The 16,194-nt window shown below is 70.5% G+C and carries 18 protein-coding genes; 5 read left to right on the top strand and 13 right to left on the bottom strand.

Going from position 1 to position 16,194, the window contains the following annotated elements; genetic code table 11:
* The first annotated feature begins 208 nt into the window (after nt 1–208).
* The 4 genes from AC07FN_RS29930 (at nt 209) to AC07FN_RS29915 (ending at nt 3,427) form a co-directional block, all read left to right on the top strand.
* Nucleotides 209–973, top strand: a complete 765-nt coding sequence (locus tag AC07FN_RS29930; protein ID WP_358575424.1) for a VOC family protein — start codon at nt 209–211, stop codon at nt 971–973.
* A 92-nt stretch (nt 974–1,065) separates the two neighbouring features.
* A complete protein-coding gene (locus AC07FN_RS29925) occupies nt 1,066–1,536 on the top strand; it encodes an RrF2 family transcriptional regulator (protein ID WP_358575426.1) in 471 nt (156 codons plus the stop codon).
* 100 nt (nt 1,537–1,636) lie between these two features.
* Complete coding sequence (locus AC07FN_RS29920; protein ID WP_478398603.1) at nt 1,637–2,755, top strand: MFS transporter; 1,119 nt, start codon at nt 1,637–1,639, stop codon at nt 2,753–2,755.
* Between the two features lie 90 nt (nt 2,756–2,845).
* Nucleotides 2,846–3,427 carry a GNAT family N-acetyltransferase gene (locus tag AC07FN_RS29915; RefSeq protein WP_478398602.1) on the top strand — a complete coding sequence of 194 codons (582 nt, stop codon included), beginning with the start codon at nt 2,846–2,848 and terminating at the stop codon, nt 3,425–3,427.
* 8 nt (nt 3,428–3,435) lie between these two features.
* Here AC07FN_RS29915 and AC07FN_RS29910 read toward each other — a convergent pair whose 3' ends face one another.
* The 8 genes from AC07FN_RS29910 to rpsB all read right to left on the bottom strand — a co-directional run bounded on the left by AC07FN_RS29910 (nt 3,436) and on the right by rpsB (nt 9,795).
* Nucleotides 3,436–3,966, bottom strand: a complete 531-nt coding sequence (locus AC07FN_RS29910; protein ID WP_478398601.1) for a CGNR zinc finger domain-containing protein — start codon at nt 3,964–3,966, stop codon at nt 3,436–3,438.
* 3 nt (nt 3,967–3,969) lie between these two features.
* Nucleotides 3,970–4,146, bottom strand: a complete 177-nt coding sequence (locus AC07FN_RS29905; protein WP_478398600.1) for a hypothetical protein — start codon at nt 4,144–4,146, stop codon at nt 3,970–3,972.
* Between the two features lie 49 nt (nt 4,147–4,195).
* Entirely contained in the window at nt 4,196–4,927 is a 732-nt protein-coding gene (locus AC07FN_RS29900) for a class I SAM-dependent methyltransferase (RefSeq protein WP_478398599.1), read from the bottom strand.
* Nucleotides 4,928–5,349: 422 nt separating this feature from the next.
* Nucleotides 5,350–6,195, bottom strand: coding sequence for a phosphatidate cytidylyltransferase (locus tag AC07FN_RS29895; RefSeq protein WP_478398598.1), 846 nt, complete (start codon nt 6,193–6,195; stop codon nt 5,350–5,352).
* Between the two features lie 36 nt (nt 6,196–6,231).
* Nucleotides 6,232–6,789, bottom strand: coding sequence for a ribosome recycling factor (gene frr, locus AC07FN_RS29890; protein WP_132484902.1), 558 nt, complete (start codon nt 6,787–6,789; stop codon nt 6,232–6,234).
* Nucleotides 6,790–6,952: 163 nt separating this feature from the next.
* Complete coding sequence (gene pyrH, locus AC07FN_RS29885) at nt 6,953–7,699, bottom strand: UMP kinase (RefSeq protein WP_093262788.1); 747 nt, start codon at nt 7,697–7,699, stop codon at nt 6,953–6,955.
* 241 nt (nt 7,700–7,940) lie between these two features.
* Nucleotides 7,941–8,756 carry a translation elongation factor Ts gene (tsf, locus tag AC07FN_RS29880; RefSeq protein WP_478398597.1) on the bottom strand — a complete coding sequence of 272 codons (816 nt, stop codon included), beginning with the start codon at nt 8,754–8,756 and terminating at the stop codon, nt 7,941–7,943.
* A 190-nt stretch (nt 8,757–8,946) separates the two neighbouring features.
* A complete protein-coding gene (rpsB, locus tag AC07FN_RS29875) occupies nt 8,947–9,795 on the bottom strand; it encodes a 30S ribosomal protein S2 (RefSeq protein WP_478398596.1) in 849 nt (282 codons plus the stop codon).
* Between the two features lie 404 nt (nt 9,796–10,199).
* Here rpsB and AC07FN_RS29870 point away from each other — a divergent pair, with 404 nt between their 5' ends.
* A complete protein-coding gene (locus tag AC07FN_RS29870) occupies nt 10,200–10,766 on the top strand; it encodes a M23 family metallopeptidase (RefSeq protein WP_478398595.1) in 567 nt (188 codons plus the stop codon).
* A 43-nt stretch (nt 10,767–10,809) separates the two neighbouring features.
* On the opposite strand, the gene whiG is transcribed toward AC07FN_RS29870, so the two are convergent.
* The 5 genes from whiG to AC07FN_RS29845 all read right to left on the bottom strand — a co-directional run bounded on the left by whiG (nt 10,810) and on the right by AC07FN_RS29845 (nt 15,913).
* The gene (gene whiG / locus AC07FN_RS29865; protein WP_478398594.1) at nt 10,810–11,769 is read right to left on the bottom strand and encodes an RNA polymerase sigma factor WhiG; all 960 of its coding nucleotides are present in this window, start codon (nt 11,767–11,769) and stop codon (nt 10,810–10,812) included.
* Nucleotides 11,744–12,718 carry a tyrosine recombinase XerC gene (locus tag AC07FN_RS29860; protein WP_478398619.1) on the bottom strand — a complete coding sequence of 325 codons (975 nt, stop codon included), beginning with the start codon at nt 12,716–12,718 and terminating at the stop codon, nt 11,744–11,746. The genes whiG and AC07FN_RS29860 overlap by 26 nt, the downstream gene beginning before the upstream one ends.
* 112 nt (nt 12,719–12,830) lie before the next feature.
* Nucleotides 12,831–13,991, bottom strand: a complete 1,161-nt coding sequence (gene dprA / locus AC07FN_RS29855; RefSeq protein WP_452616620.1) for a DNA-processing protein DprA — start codon at nt 13,989–13,991, stop codon at nt 12,831–12,833.
* Nucleotides 13,991–15,511: a YifB family Mg chelatase-like AAA ATPase gene (locus tag AC07FN_RS29850; protein ID WP_478398593.1), complete on the bottom strand. Its 1,521-nt coding sequence runs from the start codon at nt 15,509–15,511 to the stop codon at nt 13,991–13,993. The genes dprA and AC07FN_RS29850 overlap by 1 nt, the downstream gene beginning before the upstream one ends.
* Nucleotides 15,512–15,913, bottom strand: coding sequence for a YraN family protein (locus tag AC07FN_RS29845; RefSeq protein ID WP_452616559.1), 402 nt, complete (start codon nt 15,911–15,913; stop codon nt 15,512–15,514).
* Nucleotides 15,914–16,194 lie beyond the last annotated feature (281 nt).

Below are 16,194 nucleotides of genomic sequence, written 5' to 3'. Positions count from 1 at the left end.
GACCGCTACTAGTCGATCACGCGGGACGTTCAGTATCAAGGCGTCATTCGGGGGCGTTCCCATTGCGGAAAAGGCACCGAACAGTAACGCCATCGTGCGGCTGAACATCCTTGATCCGCCACGCGTGTTTTCCGAACCGAAACCTCGGTCACCCTGGGGATACCCCCTGAATTCACCTCGTGTCGAAGTGCATTTCGGAGGAGGAGCGATGGCCATCGCAGTGGGCGCCCCAGCCTGGGTGGACCTGGCCACCCACGACGTCACCGAAGCCCGGGACTTCTACGCCGGCCTGTTCGGCTGGCACTGGATCCAGCGCCCGGACTACAACATCGCGATGAAGGAGCACAAGCCGGTCGCCGGGCTGCTGCTTCCAGAGACGGACGCGCCGACGGCCTGGACGTTGTACCTGGAGTGCGGCTCGGCCCGCCGCGCGGTGGAGCGGATCCGGGCGCTCGGCGGCAAAGTGCTGGTCCCACCGACGGAAACGCCCGCCGATGAGACGTTCCTGGTCGCCGAGGATCCCTCCGGCGCGGCGATCGGCCTGTGGGAGGCGCCGCCCAACGGCACCTTCGGCCGCGACCACGCGGGCATGCTCTGCTGGGCGGAACTGCACACCCGCGACGGCTCGTCCGCCGATCCGTTCTACGCCGAACTGCTGGGCTATCGGCAGGAGCAGATCGGCGAGCCGGGGGACGGCTTCGACTACACCGTCTGGTACGTCGACGACCTGCCCACGGTGGGCCGGTTCGAGACCAGTTCGGCGCTGCCCGAGGACGTGCCCGCGCACTGGCAGCTGTACTTCCAGGTCAACCCGGACAGCAACGCCGACGACGCGGCGGCGAAGGCGGTCCAGCTGGGCGGCAAGGTGCTGCGCGAACCGTCGGATTCCCCGTACGGCCGGCTCTCCCTGATCCAGGACGTCGTCGGTGCCACGTTCTTCATCATCGACACCGCCCAGCGCACCGGGGAATGATCGGCGACGCCTGAACGCCCAGGCAGGAGCAGCTCATCCGGCCGGCGGAGCCCTGGCGAGCCTCGGCGAACCTGGACGTCTAGCATCCAGGTATGCGAATGGGCGAAGGGGTCGAGTGGGGCCTGCACTGCTGCCTCACTCTGGCGTGGCTGGACGACGAACCCGTGCCGACCGCCCGCCTCGCCGCCCAGTTCGACCTGCCCCCGGCATACCTGAACAAGCGCCTGCAAGCGCTGGTCCGGGCCGAGATCCTCACCTCCACGCCGGGGGCGCGCGGCGGCTTCCGGCTGGCCAGGCCGCCGGCGAAGATAACGCTGATGGACGTCGTCGCCGCCATCGAAGGCCCCGAGGACGCGTTCCGCTGCGCCGAGATCCGGCAGCGCGGAGCCGGGACCGGCACCCCGGCAGGCGAGTTCCGCAAGCGCTGCGGCATCGACGTCGCCATGCGCCGGGCCGAACTGGCCTGGCGCCGCGAACTAGCCTCGCAGACCATCGCCGACCTGATGGCCACCGCCCCGCCTCGCGCCGCCGGGCGAGTACGGCGCTGGCACGCCGCCGACTGACTTTTCCGAATCACCTGCTCAGCAGGGCCTCTTCAGCTGGAGAACCTGGATGTCAAATGTCCCGAATCCGACACGGAGCCGAGGCCTGACGGCCACCCTGGTGCTGGCACTGGGGACCTTCGCGGTCGGCACCGACGCCTTCATCGTCGCCGGATTCCTCCCGGTCATGGCGGACTCGCTGGAGGTCACGACGGCCGCGGCAGGACAGTCGGTGACCACGTTCGCGGTGGCCTACGCAGTCCTCGCCCCGGTCCTGGCGACCGCGACCGCCCGGATCCCGCGCCGCGCCCTGCTGGTGGCCGCCCTCGTCCTGCTCGGGATCGCCAACATCGGCTCCGCGCTGGCCCCGAACCTGGTGGTGCTGATCGTCAGCCGGGTCATCGCGGCGGCCGGTGCCGCCGCGTACACGCCCGGCGCGGGTGCGGTCAGCGCGGCGCTGGTGCCTGCGGAGTTCCGCGGCCGGGCGCTGGCCGTGGTCGTCGGCGGCCTCACCGTGGCCACGGCGTTGGGCGTTCCGCTCGGCGATCTGGCCGGCGAATGGTTCGGCTGGCGCGCCGCTCTGGGGCTGGTCGCGGCGCTGTGCCTGCTCGTCGGCGTCGGTGTCTACATGATCATGCCCGCGCTGCCGGGCGGCGCCCGCGTCCCGCTGCGCGACCGGCTCGCGCTGCTGCGCCGCCGCAGCGTCATGGCGGTCCTGCCGCTGACGGTGCTCGGCATGGGAGCCAGCTACACCGTCTACGCCTACAGCGTTCCCGCGCTGAACGCCGTCGGCGTCCCGGTGAACTCGACCATGCTGATGCTGTTCATGTACGGGCTCGGGGCGGTGCTGGGCAACCTCCTGTCCGGCTACGCGACCGACCGCTGGGGCCCGACCAGGGTCTTGACCTGCGGTTACCTGAGCATGACCCTCGCGCTGGCGTTGCTGGCGTGGTTCGCCTGGACCGGCACCACGCTGCAGGTCGCGGTCGCCGCCCTGGTGTTCGCGTGGGGCGGGAGCACCTGGACCCAAACGCCGCCGCAGCAAACCCGCCTCATCGATGCGGCGCCGCAGGAGGCGGCGGTCGTGGTGTCGCTGAACGCGTCGGCGATCTACCTCGGCATCGGAGCGGGCACCCTCCTCGGCGGCGCGCTGCTGGCTCTCGGCCCGGCCCCGATCTTCACGGCAGCGGCCGCGGTCGCCGCCGTCGCGGCGCTGTACCTGCGCATCACCGCGTCGTGAGCCACCGGAAATGTCCGCCCGCGCTGGCACGGTCGGCGGTGCGAGATCGAAGCACGGGCTTGAGCAGTGCGTTCAGGACTGGGTGCGCGGTTGGGCACTTTGCCGCGCGGCACCGAGCCCGACGGATACCGGATCGACGTCGGCGCGCCGGGACACCGCGTTCGGTTCGCGCTCAACGGCCCCGCCTCGACAGGTCACCGAGCTGCGCCCCTGACCGCGCCCGGCACCTGGCTGAAGGTCTGCGGTGACCGGGCCGAGGTGGTGTCGGCGCTGAGCGCGGCCTGGCGGGTCGAGGCGCCGGAATATCTGATGATCGCGGTGCTGAGCAGTGACGATGCCGGAGAAATCGAGCCGGGGTACTCGGCTGGGATCACCTCCGACGGCGACGTCCACGACGTGGTGGTGCTCGCCGAGGACGGGACGGTGGCGGCCAGCGGGCGCGTCGCCGTCGCCGGGCAGGCGGCCGTCGTCGACCAGGTCGCCACGCACGCCGAGCACCGTCGGCGCGGACTCGGGCGGTACGTGATGCGAGCGCTCGGCGTCGCGGCGGCGGAGCGCGGGGCCATGCGGTCGGAGCTCGTGGCCATCGCGGAGGGCCTGGCCCTCTACCGCACCCTCGGCTGGGCCGTCGAATCCGAGATCACCGCTGCTCACCTGTCCGAACGGGGCTGAACTCCGGCTCAGATGCCGTGCCGGCCCGCGACTCTTGCCCGGTGGCGGGCCACCGCGTCGTTGTTCGCGCAGCGCAGGGAGCAGTAGGCCCGCCGGCCGTTCCGGGAAGTGTCCACGAAGGCCTGGTCGCAGACTTCGCGCGCACACCGGCCGAGGCGATCCGCCCCTGCGAAGCAGACCACGTAGGCGAGCCCGGCAGCCGTGACCGCACGGATGTGGGCCGCCCGGTCCGCACCCGGCGCGCTGTAGTGCAGGTGGGGGTGCCCGTCGTGCAGCGAGATGTACGGCTGGCTCGCGGTCTCGGCGAGCAACTGGTTGATCTCGTCGCACCGCTGCTCCAGGTCCTGCGGATCGAAGCAACGGCCGAGCCGATCGCACCAGAGCGCCAAGTCGCGGACCTGCTCGGCGTCCAGCGCACCTCCCGCGACGCCGCGCGCGGACAGGATCGGCTCCAGTGCTTCGGCGGTCAGCGGGCCGACCGCGTTGACGAGATCGGCCGCCAGGCGGACCGCCTCGCCGCCGTAGTCGTTGAACCGCATCGATCACCTCGCCGGAGATCTCGTCGGCGGGCGCACCTCGCGGTCGTCGAGGAAAACGCCGATCCGGCCGCAGATGCACATCCGATAGGTGACCTCGCCCTGCGACGTCCGGTGCCGGGACAGCACCACCCACCGCGCGCGGTCCCCGGGACAGACCCCGTTCGTGCTGGTAGCAGGCATGGGTCTCACCCTGGTGTCAGGGACTAGTCCATTTCAACCATTACATCGCTCAGGCGCGCAGCAGGCCGGTCGGCTTGCGGCGGGTCCGGACGCGGTAGCCGACCGGAACGGTGCGGTCGGGCACCTCGCGAACCGCGCGGGCGGCGACCTTCGCGGAGAACTCGATGCCCAGCACCTTTTCGAGGGTCTCCCGGTCGTCGAAGCGCCACAGCGTGTCCACGGAGGCGCTGTCGAAGCCATGGCGCTGGAAGAACGACTCGATCGCAGGCGGATCGACCTGCGGCGCATCCGCCCGCATCCAGTCCCCGTACGGCGAGCTCGACGCGTCCAGGTCGACGATCGCGATCACCCCGCCCGGACGGAGCACCCGCTCCGCCTCGGCCAGGCCCGGTTCGCAGCCGGGACCGAAGAAGTACGCCGTGCGGGCGTGCACCAGGTCGACGCTGGCGTCGGCGACCGGCAGCTGCTGGGCGGGCGCGATGCGGACGTCCACGCCCGGCGTGCCCGCCATCCGGGCACGGGCCCGCTCGGCCAGCGGCGGGTGCGGCTCGATACCGATGACCGTCCTGGCCGCGGCGGCGAACAGCGGCAGGTGGAAGCCGTCGCCGCAGCCGATGTCGACGACGTCCAGCCCGGCCCAGTCACAGCGCTCCCGCAGCGCCTGCCACAACGCGCCGGTGGAATCCTGCGCGCGGTTCTCCAGTTCGAAGAGCTCGGGCCAGTGCCAGATGTTCGGGCTCGGCGTCACCTGCGGCCGCGCCTGCTTCCGCCAAGTACGCATTCACAGTCCTCTCTCCGACGCGATTTCAATGGAAATCGAAGGTCCGATTTCCATTGAAATTGCGGAAGTTGTCCACAGGAGTCGGCGTGTCGGGCCCCGACACTCTGGTGGTCCGCAGCTTCCATTGAGCCTTTTTCATCCTGGTCAGCCCGCAGTCGCGGCCCGCAAAGCCACACGTCGATGAGGTGTCGCATGCGCCGCAGGCGCATAACCCACCTACGACACTCGCACCGCCGCGGGTTCACTGCGCCCGTGCCCCTGGGGCACTCCTGGGCGAGGACGGCCCCTCCGCCGTGTATTGGACATACATCAGGAGGGGCACCCACAGTCCAGGGAGCCTCTGAGGTTCCGCTACCCGCACCGCCACGCAAAACGCGGTTGGAACAACCTCATTGAAATTGCGCGCCCCCGGGCCGGGGGCCTCAGCCTGGGACGAGCCAGAAGAGCATCATCCAGGCGGCCGCGGCCGACGGCAGCAGGGAATCCATCCGGTCCATCAGGCCGCCGTGCCCGGGCAGCAGGTTGCCCATGTCCTTGATGCCGAGGTCGCGCTTGATCAGCGACTCCATCAGGTCGCCCAGCGTCGAGGTGCACACCAGCGCAGCCCCGAACAGCGCGCCCTGCCACCACTGGCCGTCGAGCATCAGGGTCACCGAGAGGACCCCGGCCACCACGCCGACCAGCATCGACCCGCCGAAGCCCTCCCAGGACTTCTTCGGGCTGATCTTCGGCGCCATCGGATGCTTGCCGAACAGCACGCCGAACGCGTAGCCGCCGGTGTCCGAGGCGACGACGCCGATCATGAAGCACAGCGCCCGGAAGGCACCGTCCTCCGGCCGTACCAGCATCGCCGCGAACGCGGCGAACAGCGGCACGTAGGCCGCGGTGAACACCGATGCGGTCACGTCCCGCACGTAGCCGTCGACGCCGTGCCGGAACCGCCACGCCAGGCACGCCAGCACGGTGATGACGAACGCCACCAGCGTTCCGCGCAGGCCGAACGGCCAGGACAGCCACAACATCGCCTGCCCGCCCACCAGCACGGGGATCAGCGAGATGCGGATGTCGGCACCGCGCTTGAGCGCGTTCGCCAGCTCGACGGTGGACACCGCCACCGCGGCGGCGACGATGCCGATGAATACGAACCGCACCATCAGCAGCGAAAGGATGATCGCGGCACCGAGCACTACCCCGACGCCGATGGCGGCACGGAGATCGCGTCCGGCCCGGGAAGGACGCGAAGGCGGGTCCGGGCTGTCTGCGGACATTCCGGACTCACCTTCGCATTGGCCGGCCGTCACCACTCAGACCTCGAGAAGTTCTGCTTCCTTGTGCTTGACCAGCTCGTCGATCTGGCCGGTGAAGCGGTGCGTGAGGTTCTCCAGCTCCTTCTCGGCGCGGGTGCCCTCGTCCTCGCCGGCCTCGCCGTCCTTGACGATCCGGTCGATCTCTTCCTTGACCTTGCGGCGGATGCCCCGGATGGTGATCTTGCCTTCCTCGCCCTTGTGCTTGGCGAGCTTGACCATCTCCTTGCGGCGCTCCTCCGTCATCTGCGGAATCGCGACCCGGATGAGCTGGCCGTCGTTGGACGGGTTCACGCCGAGGTCGGAGTCGCGGATGGCCTTCTCCATCGCCGCCAGCTGGCTGGCGTCGTACGGCTTGATGACCACCAGCCGCGCCTCCGGCACGGAGACGCTGGCGAGCTGGTTCAACGGCGTCGGCGAACCGTAGTAGTCGACGACGATGCTGGAGAACATCGCGGGGTTCGCACGGCCGGTGCGGACGGTGGCCAGGTCGTCCTTGGCCACCTCCACCGCCTTTTGCATCTTCTCCTCGCCTTCGAGAAGAGCTTCGTCGATCACGGCTGCTCCTTAAGTCTGCCGACCGGTGGACATTCGTAGTGTCGCCTGCTGCGCAGCGCCGCCCCAGGGCGGGCCACCCCAGATCAGGATTCCAGCACCCCTGGTGGGGCGACGTGCCGGGTCGCTCAGGTGGTCACCCGGCACGACCTCGAATGCGCGTCGCTCAGGCCTGCTGCTCGGCCGGGGTGCTGACCAGCGTGCCGATCTTCTCACCGCCGACGGCGCGGGCGATGTTGCCTTCTTCCAGCAGGTTGAACACCAGGATCGGCATGTGGTTGTCCATGCACAGGCTGAAGGCGGTCGCGTCGGCGACCTTCAGCCCGCGCTCCAGCACCTCGCGGTGCGTGATCCTGTCGAACAGCTGCGCGTCCGGGGTGGTCTTCGGGTCGGCCGTGTAGACGCCGTCGACCGCCTTGGCCATCAGCACCACCTCGCAGCCGATCTCCAGCGCCCGCTGCGCCGCGGTGGTGTCGGTGGAGAAGTACGGCATGCCGGTGCCGGCGCCGAAGATGACCACGCGGCCCTTCTCCATGTGCCGCATCGCGCGCCGCGGGATGTAGGGCTCGGCGACCTGTCCCATGGTGATCGCGGTCATCACCCGGGTGTCGATGCCGTGCTCGCGCTCCAGGAAGTCCTGCAGTGCCAGGCAGTTCATCACGGTGCCCAGCATCGCCATGTAGTCACCGCGCGCGCGTTCCATGCCGCGCTGCTGCAGTTCGGCACCGCGGAAGAAGTTGCCGCCGCCGATCACGATGGCGACCTCGACGCCATCGGCGACGATCTCGGCGATCTGCCGGGCCACCGCGCCGACCACGTTCGGGTCGATCCCGACGCTGCCCCCGCCGAACATCTCGCCGCCCAATTTGAGCAGCACCCGGCTGTAGCCGCGGTGCGCTGGGCCGTCGGTCACTGGATTCCTCCCGCGAAGTTCGGTTTCGCTCTAAGTTTGCGCGGATCGCTCCGCTCGCCGACAGCGGCACCGGGTTCCGGCGCCGTGATCTTGCGAAAGCGCCCCGCCTTGCGAACGAAGGCGGGGCGCTGATGCCGTGAGTCGCGGCCGCCGGGTCCCCACCGGTTTCACCTCACCCGGTGAACCGGCGGCGCACCACCTGATCGGGGTGCCGCCCGGCGTGCCGCCGAACAGCGACCGGTCAGGCCTGGCCGACCTCGAACCGGACGAAACCGGTGACGGTGACGCCGGCCTCGTCGAGCAGGGCCTTGACGGTCTTCTTGTTCTCCTGCACGGACGGCTGGTCCAGCAGCGCGTTCTCCTTGAAGAACCCGTTCAGGCGACCCTCGACGATCTTCGGCAGCGCCTGCTCCGGCTTGCCCTCGGCCTTCGCGGTCTCCTCGGCGATGCGCCGCTCGTTGGCGACGATGTCCGCCGGGACGTCGTCGCGGCTCAGGTACTTCGGCTTGAGCGCGGCGACCTGCATCGCGGCACCGCGCGCGGCGTCCGCGTTGCCACCGGTGAACTCGACCAGCACGCCGACCGCCGGGGGCAGGTCCGCGGAACGGCGGTGCAGGTAGGTGGCCACCTCGCCGTCGAACTTGGCGACGCGGCGCAGCTCGATCTTCTCGCCGATCTTTGCCGACAGCTCCTGGATGACCTCGGAGACGGTCTTGCCGTCCAGCGGGGCCGCCAGGGCGGCTTCCAGGTCACCGGCACCGGCGGCCTTGACCGCGGCGACGATCTTGTTGGCCAGCTCGATGAACTCGTCGTTCTTGGCGACGAAGTCGGTCTCGCTGTTCAGCTCGATCAGCACACCGCCGTCGGCGGCGACCAGGCCCTCGGCGGTGGCGCGCTCGGCGCGCTTGCCGACGTCCTTGGCGCCCTTGATGCGCAGGCTCTCGACGGCCTTGTCGAAGTCGCCGTCGGCCTGCTCAAGAGCCTTCTTGCAGTCCATCATGCCGGCGCCGGTCAGCTCGCGAAGACGCTTGACGTCGGCCGCACTGAAGTTCGCCATCGTGCGTTATCCGTCCCTCTTAGTACGCAGCTTCGAAGGTCTTGCAGACATCGGCCGGGCCGCGTCCCGTGGCGTTCAACCAGCTCAGCGGGGATGCGAACCCGGCCCGGGTGGCACCCGTCAGAGCGTCTGACGGGTAGCCGGACCGCGCCGCGCGCCGACCTTCACGACCGGCGCGCGGCAAGCGGACTCAGGACTGCGCGGCCTGCTCGCCGCCCTCGGCGGGCTGAGCGGGCTGAGCGGGCGGCTGGGCGCCTTCGGCGGAGCCAGCCAGCAGCTCCTTCTCCCACTCGGCCAGCGGCTCGCCGCCGGCCGGCTTCTCCTCGCCCTCCGGGGCACCGTTGGCGCGGCCGCTGCGGGCCATCAGGCCCTGGGCGACACCGTCGGCGACCACGCGGGTCAGCAGGGCGGCGGAGCGGATCGCGTCGTCGTTGCCCGGGATCGGGTAGTCGACCTCGTCCGGGTCGCAGTTGGTGTCCAGGATCGCGACGACCGGGATGCCCAGCTTCCGGGCTTCACCGACGGCGATGTGCTCCTTCTTGGTGTCCACGATCCACACGGCGCTGGGCACCTTGCTCATGTCGCGGATACCGCCGAGGGTCTTCTCGAGCTTGTCCTTCTCGCGGGTCAGCATCAAGATTTCCTTCTTGGTGCGGCCCTCGAAGCCCCCGGTCTGCTCCATGGTCTCGAGTTCCTTGAGACGCTGCAGACGCTTGTGGACGGTCTGGAAGTTGGTGAGCATGCCACCCAGCCAGCGCTGGTTCACGAACGGCATGCCGACCCGCAGGGCCTGCTCGGCGATCGCTTCCTGCGCCTGCTTCTTGGTGCCGACGAACAGGATCGTCCCGCCGTGCGCGACCGTCTGCTTGACGAAGTCGAACGCCCCGTCGATGTAGGTCAGCGTCTGCTGCAGGTCGATGATGTAGATGCCGTTGCGCTCGGTGAAGATGTAGCGCTTCATCTTCGGGTTCCAGCGCCGGGTCTGATGCCCGAAGTGCACGCCGCTGTCGAGCAGCTGCTTCATGGTGACGACGGCCATGGCCTGGTTCGCACCTCTTGAGTCGGGCGCGCCGGTTGGCGCGCGATTCGGTTGCCGCGACAGACCGGGTGGTCCGTCGCCCTGGTGCCCGCCCGGTCGCCCCCACCCTCGCTCGACGAGCTCGGGACCGCGGGAGCACCGGCACCCTGCGAGAGCAGCAGCATCCGAGGCGTTGAACTCGGTACTGTTCCGCTCGGCGGCCGACCGCGAGGTCGGGCCACTTGCGCAGGCATGGCGTGCGGGCACGCGAAGTCGGTCCGTGCGGACACGAAACCGCGTTGACAGTGTACTGGACGTCCCGGCCGACCCGATCGTGGACTGCGAGTTGTCCACAGCGGCCTGGTTTGTCCACAGATCTGGTTTTCCCTCTGTTCACCTGGACCGCAGGCGGCCACCGTTGCACCATGCGCTTGTTGATCTCCACACTCATCTGCTGCGGTGCCGCCGCATCCCTCGGCCTCCCCGCAGAACTCGAACCGCCCCGCGGGTTGCCTGCCGCGGAGCCGGCACTGCCGATGCCTGGCGCACCCCTGCGCGCCTCGCCTTCGGCGGACGCGTTGTTCGGCTGGCCGCTGGCGCCGCCCCCTGCCGTCGTTCGCCCCTTCGAGGCCCCGGCACACGCCTTCGGCCCAGGTCACCGGGGCGTCGACGTCGCAGGTGAGGTCGGCCAACCGGTGCTGGCCGCCGGAGACGGCGTGGTCGTCTACGCGGGCTGGATGGTGGACCGGAACCTGGTCTCCATCGAACACACCGGCGGCCTGCGCACCACCTACGAGCCGGTGGCGCCGGGCGTCGCGGTCGGCGACCAGGTCGCCCGCGGGCAGCCGATCGGCCACCTGGAACCGGGACATTCGGAGTGCTCCGCCGAGCCGCCGACCTGCCTGCACTGGGGTGCTCGGCAACGCCTGAACTACCTCGACCCGCTGCGCCTGCTCGGGTTCGGCCACGTCCGGCTCAAACCGTGGCGGTGATCTTCGACGGGGACCGGCACGTCGGTCCCCGCCGGGTCGCCGATCAGGCCTGTTCGGTGAGCTTGGTGCGCAGGCGCAGGACCGCGCGGGTGTGCAGCTGGCAGACACGCGATTCGGTGACGCCGAGCACCTTCCCGATCTCGGCCAGCGTCAGGTTCTCGAAGTAGTAGAGGGTCACCACCACGCGGTCCCGCTCGCTGAGCCGCTCCACCGCCTCGGCCAGCTGGCGCCGGCTGTCCCGGTCCACCAGGGCCGCGACCGGGTCTTCGGCCCGGTCGTCGGGCAGCGTTTCGGCCAGCGACGCCTGCGCCGTTCCCGCGCCGATCAGGTCGTCGAGCGCGATCACGCTGGTCATCTGCAGCTGCGCGAACAGCTCGCGCAGCTCGTCGAGCGATAGTTCGAGCTCGCCGGCCAGTTCCGCATCGGTCGCGGTGCGCTGCAGCTTCGCCTCCAGGCGCTCCAGCGCCCGCTCCACGTCGCGGGCGCGGCTGCGCACCGACCTCGGCACCCAGTCCTGGGCCCGCAGGTCGTCGAGGATGGCGCCGCGGATGCGCTGCATGGCGTACGTCTCGAACTTCAGGCCGCGTTCCGGTTCGAACTTCTCGATCGCGTCGACCAGCCCGAAGATCCCGGACTGGATCAGGTCGGAGACCTCGACGTGCGACGGCAGCCCGGTTCCGACGCGGCCCGCCACGTACTTGACCAGCGGCGCGTAGTGCAGCACCAGCCGGTCGCGCAGTTCCTGGTCGCGGCGCTGGCCGAATGCCTGCCACAGCGCGACTATCCCGGCCTCGACCTCGTCTCCGCTGCGCTGGTCCCTGCCCGCGGCCGGCCCGGCAGGCGCGGTGGTCGCCACGGACAGCCGACGCGCGAGGCGGTCACCGACGTGGCCGTTGGTTCCACCGCCTTGGTCACGGGCAGTCACCGGTACCGAGGTCGATCTCGCGGCCACCGTGTCGGCGCCGCCCCCGGTGTGGTCAGGAACGGGGGTGGGTTCGGTCATGGATCGCCTTCAGCCGTTCAACGGTCACGTGGGTGTAAAGCTGGGTCGTTGCGAGCGTAGCGTGACCAAGCAACTCCTGAACGCTACGGAGGTCCGCACCGCCCTCCAACAAATGGGTCGCAGCCGAGTGACGTAGCCCATGCGGACCGACGTCCGGGGCACCGGAAACCACGCCGACCGCATCGTGAACGGTGCGGCGCACCGCACGCGGGTCGAGCCGTCCACCTCGGACACCCAGGAACAACGCGGCGCCCGACGATTCCCGGACCAGGCTCGGCCGACCAGCGGAAAGCCAGCGGCCGAGCGCCTGATCCGCCGGTACGCCGAACGGCACGGCGCGTTCTTTGTCACCCTTGCCGATCACGCGGACCAGCCGGCGCTCGCGATCGACGTCGTCGACGTCCAGCCCGCAGAGCTCGGCGACGCGGATTCCGGTGCCATACAGCAGTTCGAGCACCGCGTGGTCCCGCAAGGCCACCGGGTCCCCCTGTTCCGCGCCCACCGCCGAAGCCTGCATCGCCGAACCTGCCTGGTCAACGCGCAGCACGGCGGGCAGTTTCCGCTGCTTCGACGGAACCGCGAGCCGCGGGCCCGGGTCGACGGGCAGCAGCCCGGCGCGGAACGCCCACCCGGTGAAGGTGCGAGCTGACGCGGTCCGCCGGGCGAGCGTCGCCCGGCTCACGCCATGCGCGTGTTGCGCCGAAAGCCATTCCCGCAGGACGGAAACGTCCAGCACAGCAAGGGTTGCATCGTCGGCCGAGCCGGCGAGGTGCCCCAGCAACGAGACGATGTCGCCGATGTATCCGCGAACGGTGTGCGCGGATAGCCCGCGTTCCGCGGCGAGGTGCCTTTCGAACGCGTCGACCGCGGTTCCGAGCGGCTCGGGCAATTTCGCCCGAGCCGCGCGAAGATCCGGTCTTCGCGGTTCGGCGGAACGTGTGCGGGCCATGTATCGAAGCTGGCCGTTCCACCGGCGCCGGTCAAGCATCGCCACGCCGGATCATGATCACTTGACCGGTATGCGAATCATCTTGCGTGGCGGGAGGCCATCTGCCTCGACGTCATGACCCCGTCATCGACCACCCCCGTTCGGATCGCGCCACGAACCCGGCCAGCTCCAGCTCCGGCAACAGCGCCCGGACTTTGCCCAACGGCAGCCCCGAATCCCGTGCCAGCTCGTCCGCGCTGGCGCAATCGATGCCGGTCAGCGCATCGTGCAGGCGCCGCGCATCCGGATGCAGCGCATCGGTCCGGCGCGGCTGGGCGGGGATTTCCACCGGCAGTTGCGCGCCGAGCGGGCTCAGCGCTTCCAGGACCTCCTGTGTTCGGGTGACCAGCACGGCCTGGCCGGACCGCACCATCCCATGGCAACCAACGGAATTCTTCGAGGTCACCGGCCCGGGCACGGCCAGCACGGGCCTTCCCAAGGCATCCGCTGTGTGCGCGGTGTTGGCGGCGCCGCTGCGCGCGCCCGCCTCGACCACCACCGTCGCGCTGCCGAACGACGCGATCAGCCTGTTGCGCACCAGGAAGCGGTGCTTCCGCGGCGGCGTGCCGAGCGGATACTCGCTCACGACGGCGCCCTGTTCGGCGATGGCGCGCAGCAACCTGCCGTGCCCGGCCGGGTAGTCGACGTCGACGCCGCAGGCGAGGAACGCCACCGTCAGGCCGCCTGCGGCGAGCGCGCCCCGATGCGCGGCGCCGTCGATGCCGTACGCCGCCCCGGAAGCCACCGTGAACCCCGCCGTCGCCAGCCCGTGGCCGAACTCCGCCGCCACGTGCTCTCCGTAGCCGGTGGCGGCTCTGGCGCCGACGATGGCCACCGCTTGCTCCGCCGCCTCGGCCAGCGCCGCCTTGCCGCGGACCCACAGCGCGATCGGCTCGGCGATCCCCGGCAGGTCGACCGATCTCGCCCCGAACAGGCCATCGAACGCCTCGCGCGGCCACTCCGGGGCCTCCGGCACGACCAGCCGGACACCGGCGGCCTCGGCGGCCACCAGCAGCTGTTCACCCGAAACGTGCCATCGCCGCGCCTCGACCTCCGCCGTGACATCCGCCGGTGCCTTCTCGCGCTGGATCAGGCCGACCGCGCGGCAAGGGCCGTACTCTGTGACGAACCTGGCCAGCGCCGGAGCCGGCGGTTCGGCGACGGCGCCCAGGAAGGCCCTGGCTACCAGCAGTTCCCGCTTCGACCTCTCCCCCATCGACGCCCATCGAGCCATCACGCCGCCCTCCTGTCCCGGAACTCCAAGGCCGCAGCCACGTGCTCCGCATCCGGTCGATCCCGGCCGTCCAGGTCCGCCAGCGTCCAGGCGACGCGCAGGCACCGATCCGCGCCGCGCGCCGTGATCGCGCCGACCTCCAGCCCGCGGTCCAGCAACGCCGTCGCCGCCGCGGGCAGCGCGAACTCGCGCCGCAGCACCGGCCCCGGCACCTCCGTGTTGGTTTGCCACCCGTGCGCGGACCACCGCTGCCGGGCCGCCGATCGCGCGTTCTCCACCCGCTTGCGCACCACCGCGCTGCCCTCCGGCTCGGCACCCGCCTGCACGGTCATCGCGGTGATCGGGCGCATCCGGACCCGCAGGTCGACCCGATCCAGCAGCGGCCCGGACAGCTTGCCGAGGTAGCGCCGCCGGACCTGCGGCGGACACTGGCAGTCGAGGTCCCGAGCCGGCGCGCACGGGCACGGGTTCGTCGCCAGGACCAGCTGGAACCGAGCCGGGTAGCGCAGCGTGCCGTCGCGCCGGGCCAGCCGGACCTCGCCTTCCTCCAGCGCCGTGCGCAACGCCTCCAACCGCTTCGCGCCCAACTCGCAGGCCTCGTCCAGCAGCAGCACGCCGCGATGCGCCCTGCTGACCGCACCCGGCCTCGCCAACCCGGTACCGCCGCCGATGAGGGCCGGGATCGACAGCGAGGGGTGCGGCGCGACGAACGGCGGCGTCCGGATCAGCGTCGCCGACTCGGACAGGTCACCAGCGATCGAGCGGATCGCGGTGACCTCCAGCGCCTCCGGCACGGTCAGGCTCGGCAGCAGCCCGCTCAGGCGCTTGGCCAGCATCGTCTTGCCGGTGCCCGGCGGCCCGACCATCAGCAGATGGTGGCCGCCCGCCGCGGCGACCTCCAGGGCCCACCTCGCCTCCGGCTGGCCGAGCACGTCGGAGAGGTCCGGCGCATCGTCCTCGGCCGGCGGCTCGGCGTCCGGTGGCGGGCGGCGGTCGAGCTCGCCGAGGTCGCGCAGCCAGGCCACCACGTCCCGCAGGTGTCCGGCGCCGAGCACATCGATGCCCTCCACGAGGTGCGCCTCGGCCAACCCGTCGGCCGGCACCACTGCGCGGCGCATGCCCTCCCGCCGAGCCGTCAGCAACGCCGGCAGCAGCCCGCGGACCGGCCGGATCCGCCCGTCCAGGGCCAGCTCGCCGAACAGCACCGTGCCCGCCAGCCGGTGTGGCGGGACCAGTTCCGCCCCGGCCAGCACCGCGCAGGCCAGTGCCAGGTCGTACGACGTGCCGGTCTTGGGCATCGCGGCCGGGGACAACGCCAGCGTCACGCAGCTGGCCGGCCAGTCCTCCTTGCAGTTCTGGATCGCCGCGCGCACCCGGTTCTTCGATTCCTGCAGGGCCGTGTCGGGCAGCCCGAGGAGCTGCACCGATGGCAGTCCTCCCTTGCGCACGTCGGCTTCGATCTCGACGAGCGCGCCGTCCACTCCGAAAAGCGCGACCGCCCACGTCTTCCGCAGCGCCATCTAGAACACCCCCTCGAGATGCTTGATGCGGGGGCGCTTGCCCGGTGGCCACAGCACCGACACGACGTCGAACCGCACCCGGCAACCCACCAATCGGCGCGCGGCCAGCCAGGACCGGGCCGCGCTCCTGATCCGGTTGATCTTCTCCGGCACGAGCGCGTACTCCGGTCCGCCGTAGTCCACGCCGGAGCGGGCCTTGACCTCGCAGCACACCACCGTGTCGCCGTCGGTGGCGACGATGTCGAGTTCTCCTTGCGGGCACTGCCAATTCCGGTCCAGCACGGTCAGACCGCGGCGTTCCAGGAGCACTGCCGCCAGCCGCTCCCCTTCGATTCCCAGCGCGTGTCTGCGGCCCCTGGTGTCGTCATCCGACAGCCGGCCCACGACCTTCTTCCGGCGCACGGCTTCCTCCTCGGTTCGGGATTCAGGTTCCCGTGCCGGTATCCCGGGCGCATGTGAGCGAGTTTCGCCAACTGCGCCAACGGTTCCGGGCACGTCGATGAATCCAACGTGCCCGGAAGCGAAGTCGATATCCAGTGATATTCCGGAATCTGTGGACTAATCAATCCCCTGTGGACAACTCGGCTCACCCCGACGAGTGGGGACGACCCACTTCCGAACCAAAAACGCTTTGCACACTGCGCAATTTGCAAAATCAGTAGCGCCGCCACGACCGGCCGGCC

The organism is Saccharopolyspora sp. NPDC045941, from assembly GCF_056431445.1.
This window is presented reverse-complemented; position numbering and strand designations above follow the sequence as displayed.

What these genes read in the sequence shown, in the direction of transcription:
- AC07FN_RS29930 (WP_358575424.1), top strand. Translation starts at nt 209, where the DNA reads ATGGCCATCGCAGTGGGCGCCCCAGCCTGGGTGGACCTGGCCACCCAC.
- AC07FN_RS29925 (WP_358575426.1), top strand. Translation starts at nt 1,066, where the DNA reads ATGCGAATGGGCGAAGGGGTCGAGTGGGGCCTGCACTGCTGCCTCACT.
- AC07FN_RS29910 (WP_478398601.1), bottom strand. Translation starts at nt 3,966, where the DNA reads ATGCGGTTCAACGACTACGGCGGCGAGGCGGTCCGCCTGGCGGCCGAT.
- AC07FN_RS29905 (WP_478398600.1), bottom strand. Translation starts at nt 4,146, where the DNA reads ATGCCTGCTACCAGCACGAACGGGGTCTGTCCCGGGGACCGCGCGCGG.
- AC07FN_RS29900 (WP_478398599.1), bottom strand. Translation starts at nt 4,927, where the DNA reads ATGCGTACTTGGCGGAAGCAGGCGCGGCCGCAGGTGACGCCGAGCCCG.
- AC07FN_RS29895 (WP_478398598.1), bottom strand. Translation starts at nt 6,195, where the DNA reads ATGTCCGCAGACAGCCCGGACCCGCCTTCGCGTCCTTCCCGGGCCGGA.
- tsf (WP_478398597.1), bottom strand. Translation starts at nt 8,756, where the DNA reads ATGGCGAACTTCAGTGCGGCCGACGTCAAGCGTCTTCGCGAGCTGACC.
- rpsB (WP_478398596.1), bottom strand. Translation starts at nt 9,795, where the DNA reads ATGGCCGTCGTCACCATGAAGCAGCTGCTCGACAGCGGCGTGCACTTC.
- AC07FN_RS29870 (WP_478398595.1), top strand. Translation starts at nt 10,200, where the DNA reads ATGCGCTTGTTGATCTCCACACTCATCTGCTGCGGTGCCGCCGCATCC.
- whiG (WP_478398594.1), bottom strand. Translation starts at nt 11,769, where the DNA reads ATGACCGAACCCACCCCCGTTCCTGACCACACCGGGGGCGGCGCCGAC.
- AC07FN_RS29860 (WP_478398619.1), bottom strand. Translation starts at nt 12,718, where the DNA reads ATGGCCCGCACACGTTCCGCCGAACCGCGAAGACCGGATCTTCGCGCG.
- dprA (WP_452616620.1), bottom strand. Translation starts at nt 13,991, where the DNA reads ATGGCTCGATGGGCGTCGATGGGGGAGAGGTCGAAGCGGGAACTGCTG.
- AC07FN_RS29850 (WP_478398593.1), bottom strand. Translation starts at nt 15,511, where the DNA reads ATGGCGCTGCGGAAGACGTGGGCGGTCGCGCTTTTCGGAGTGGACGGC.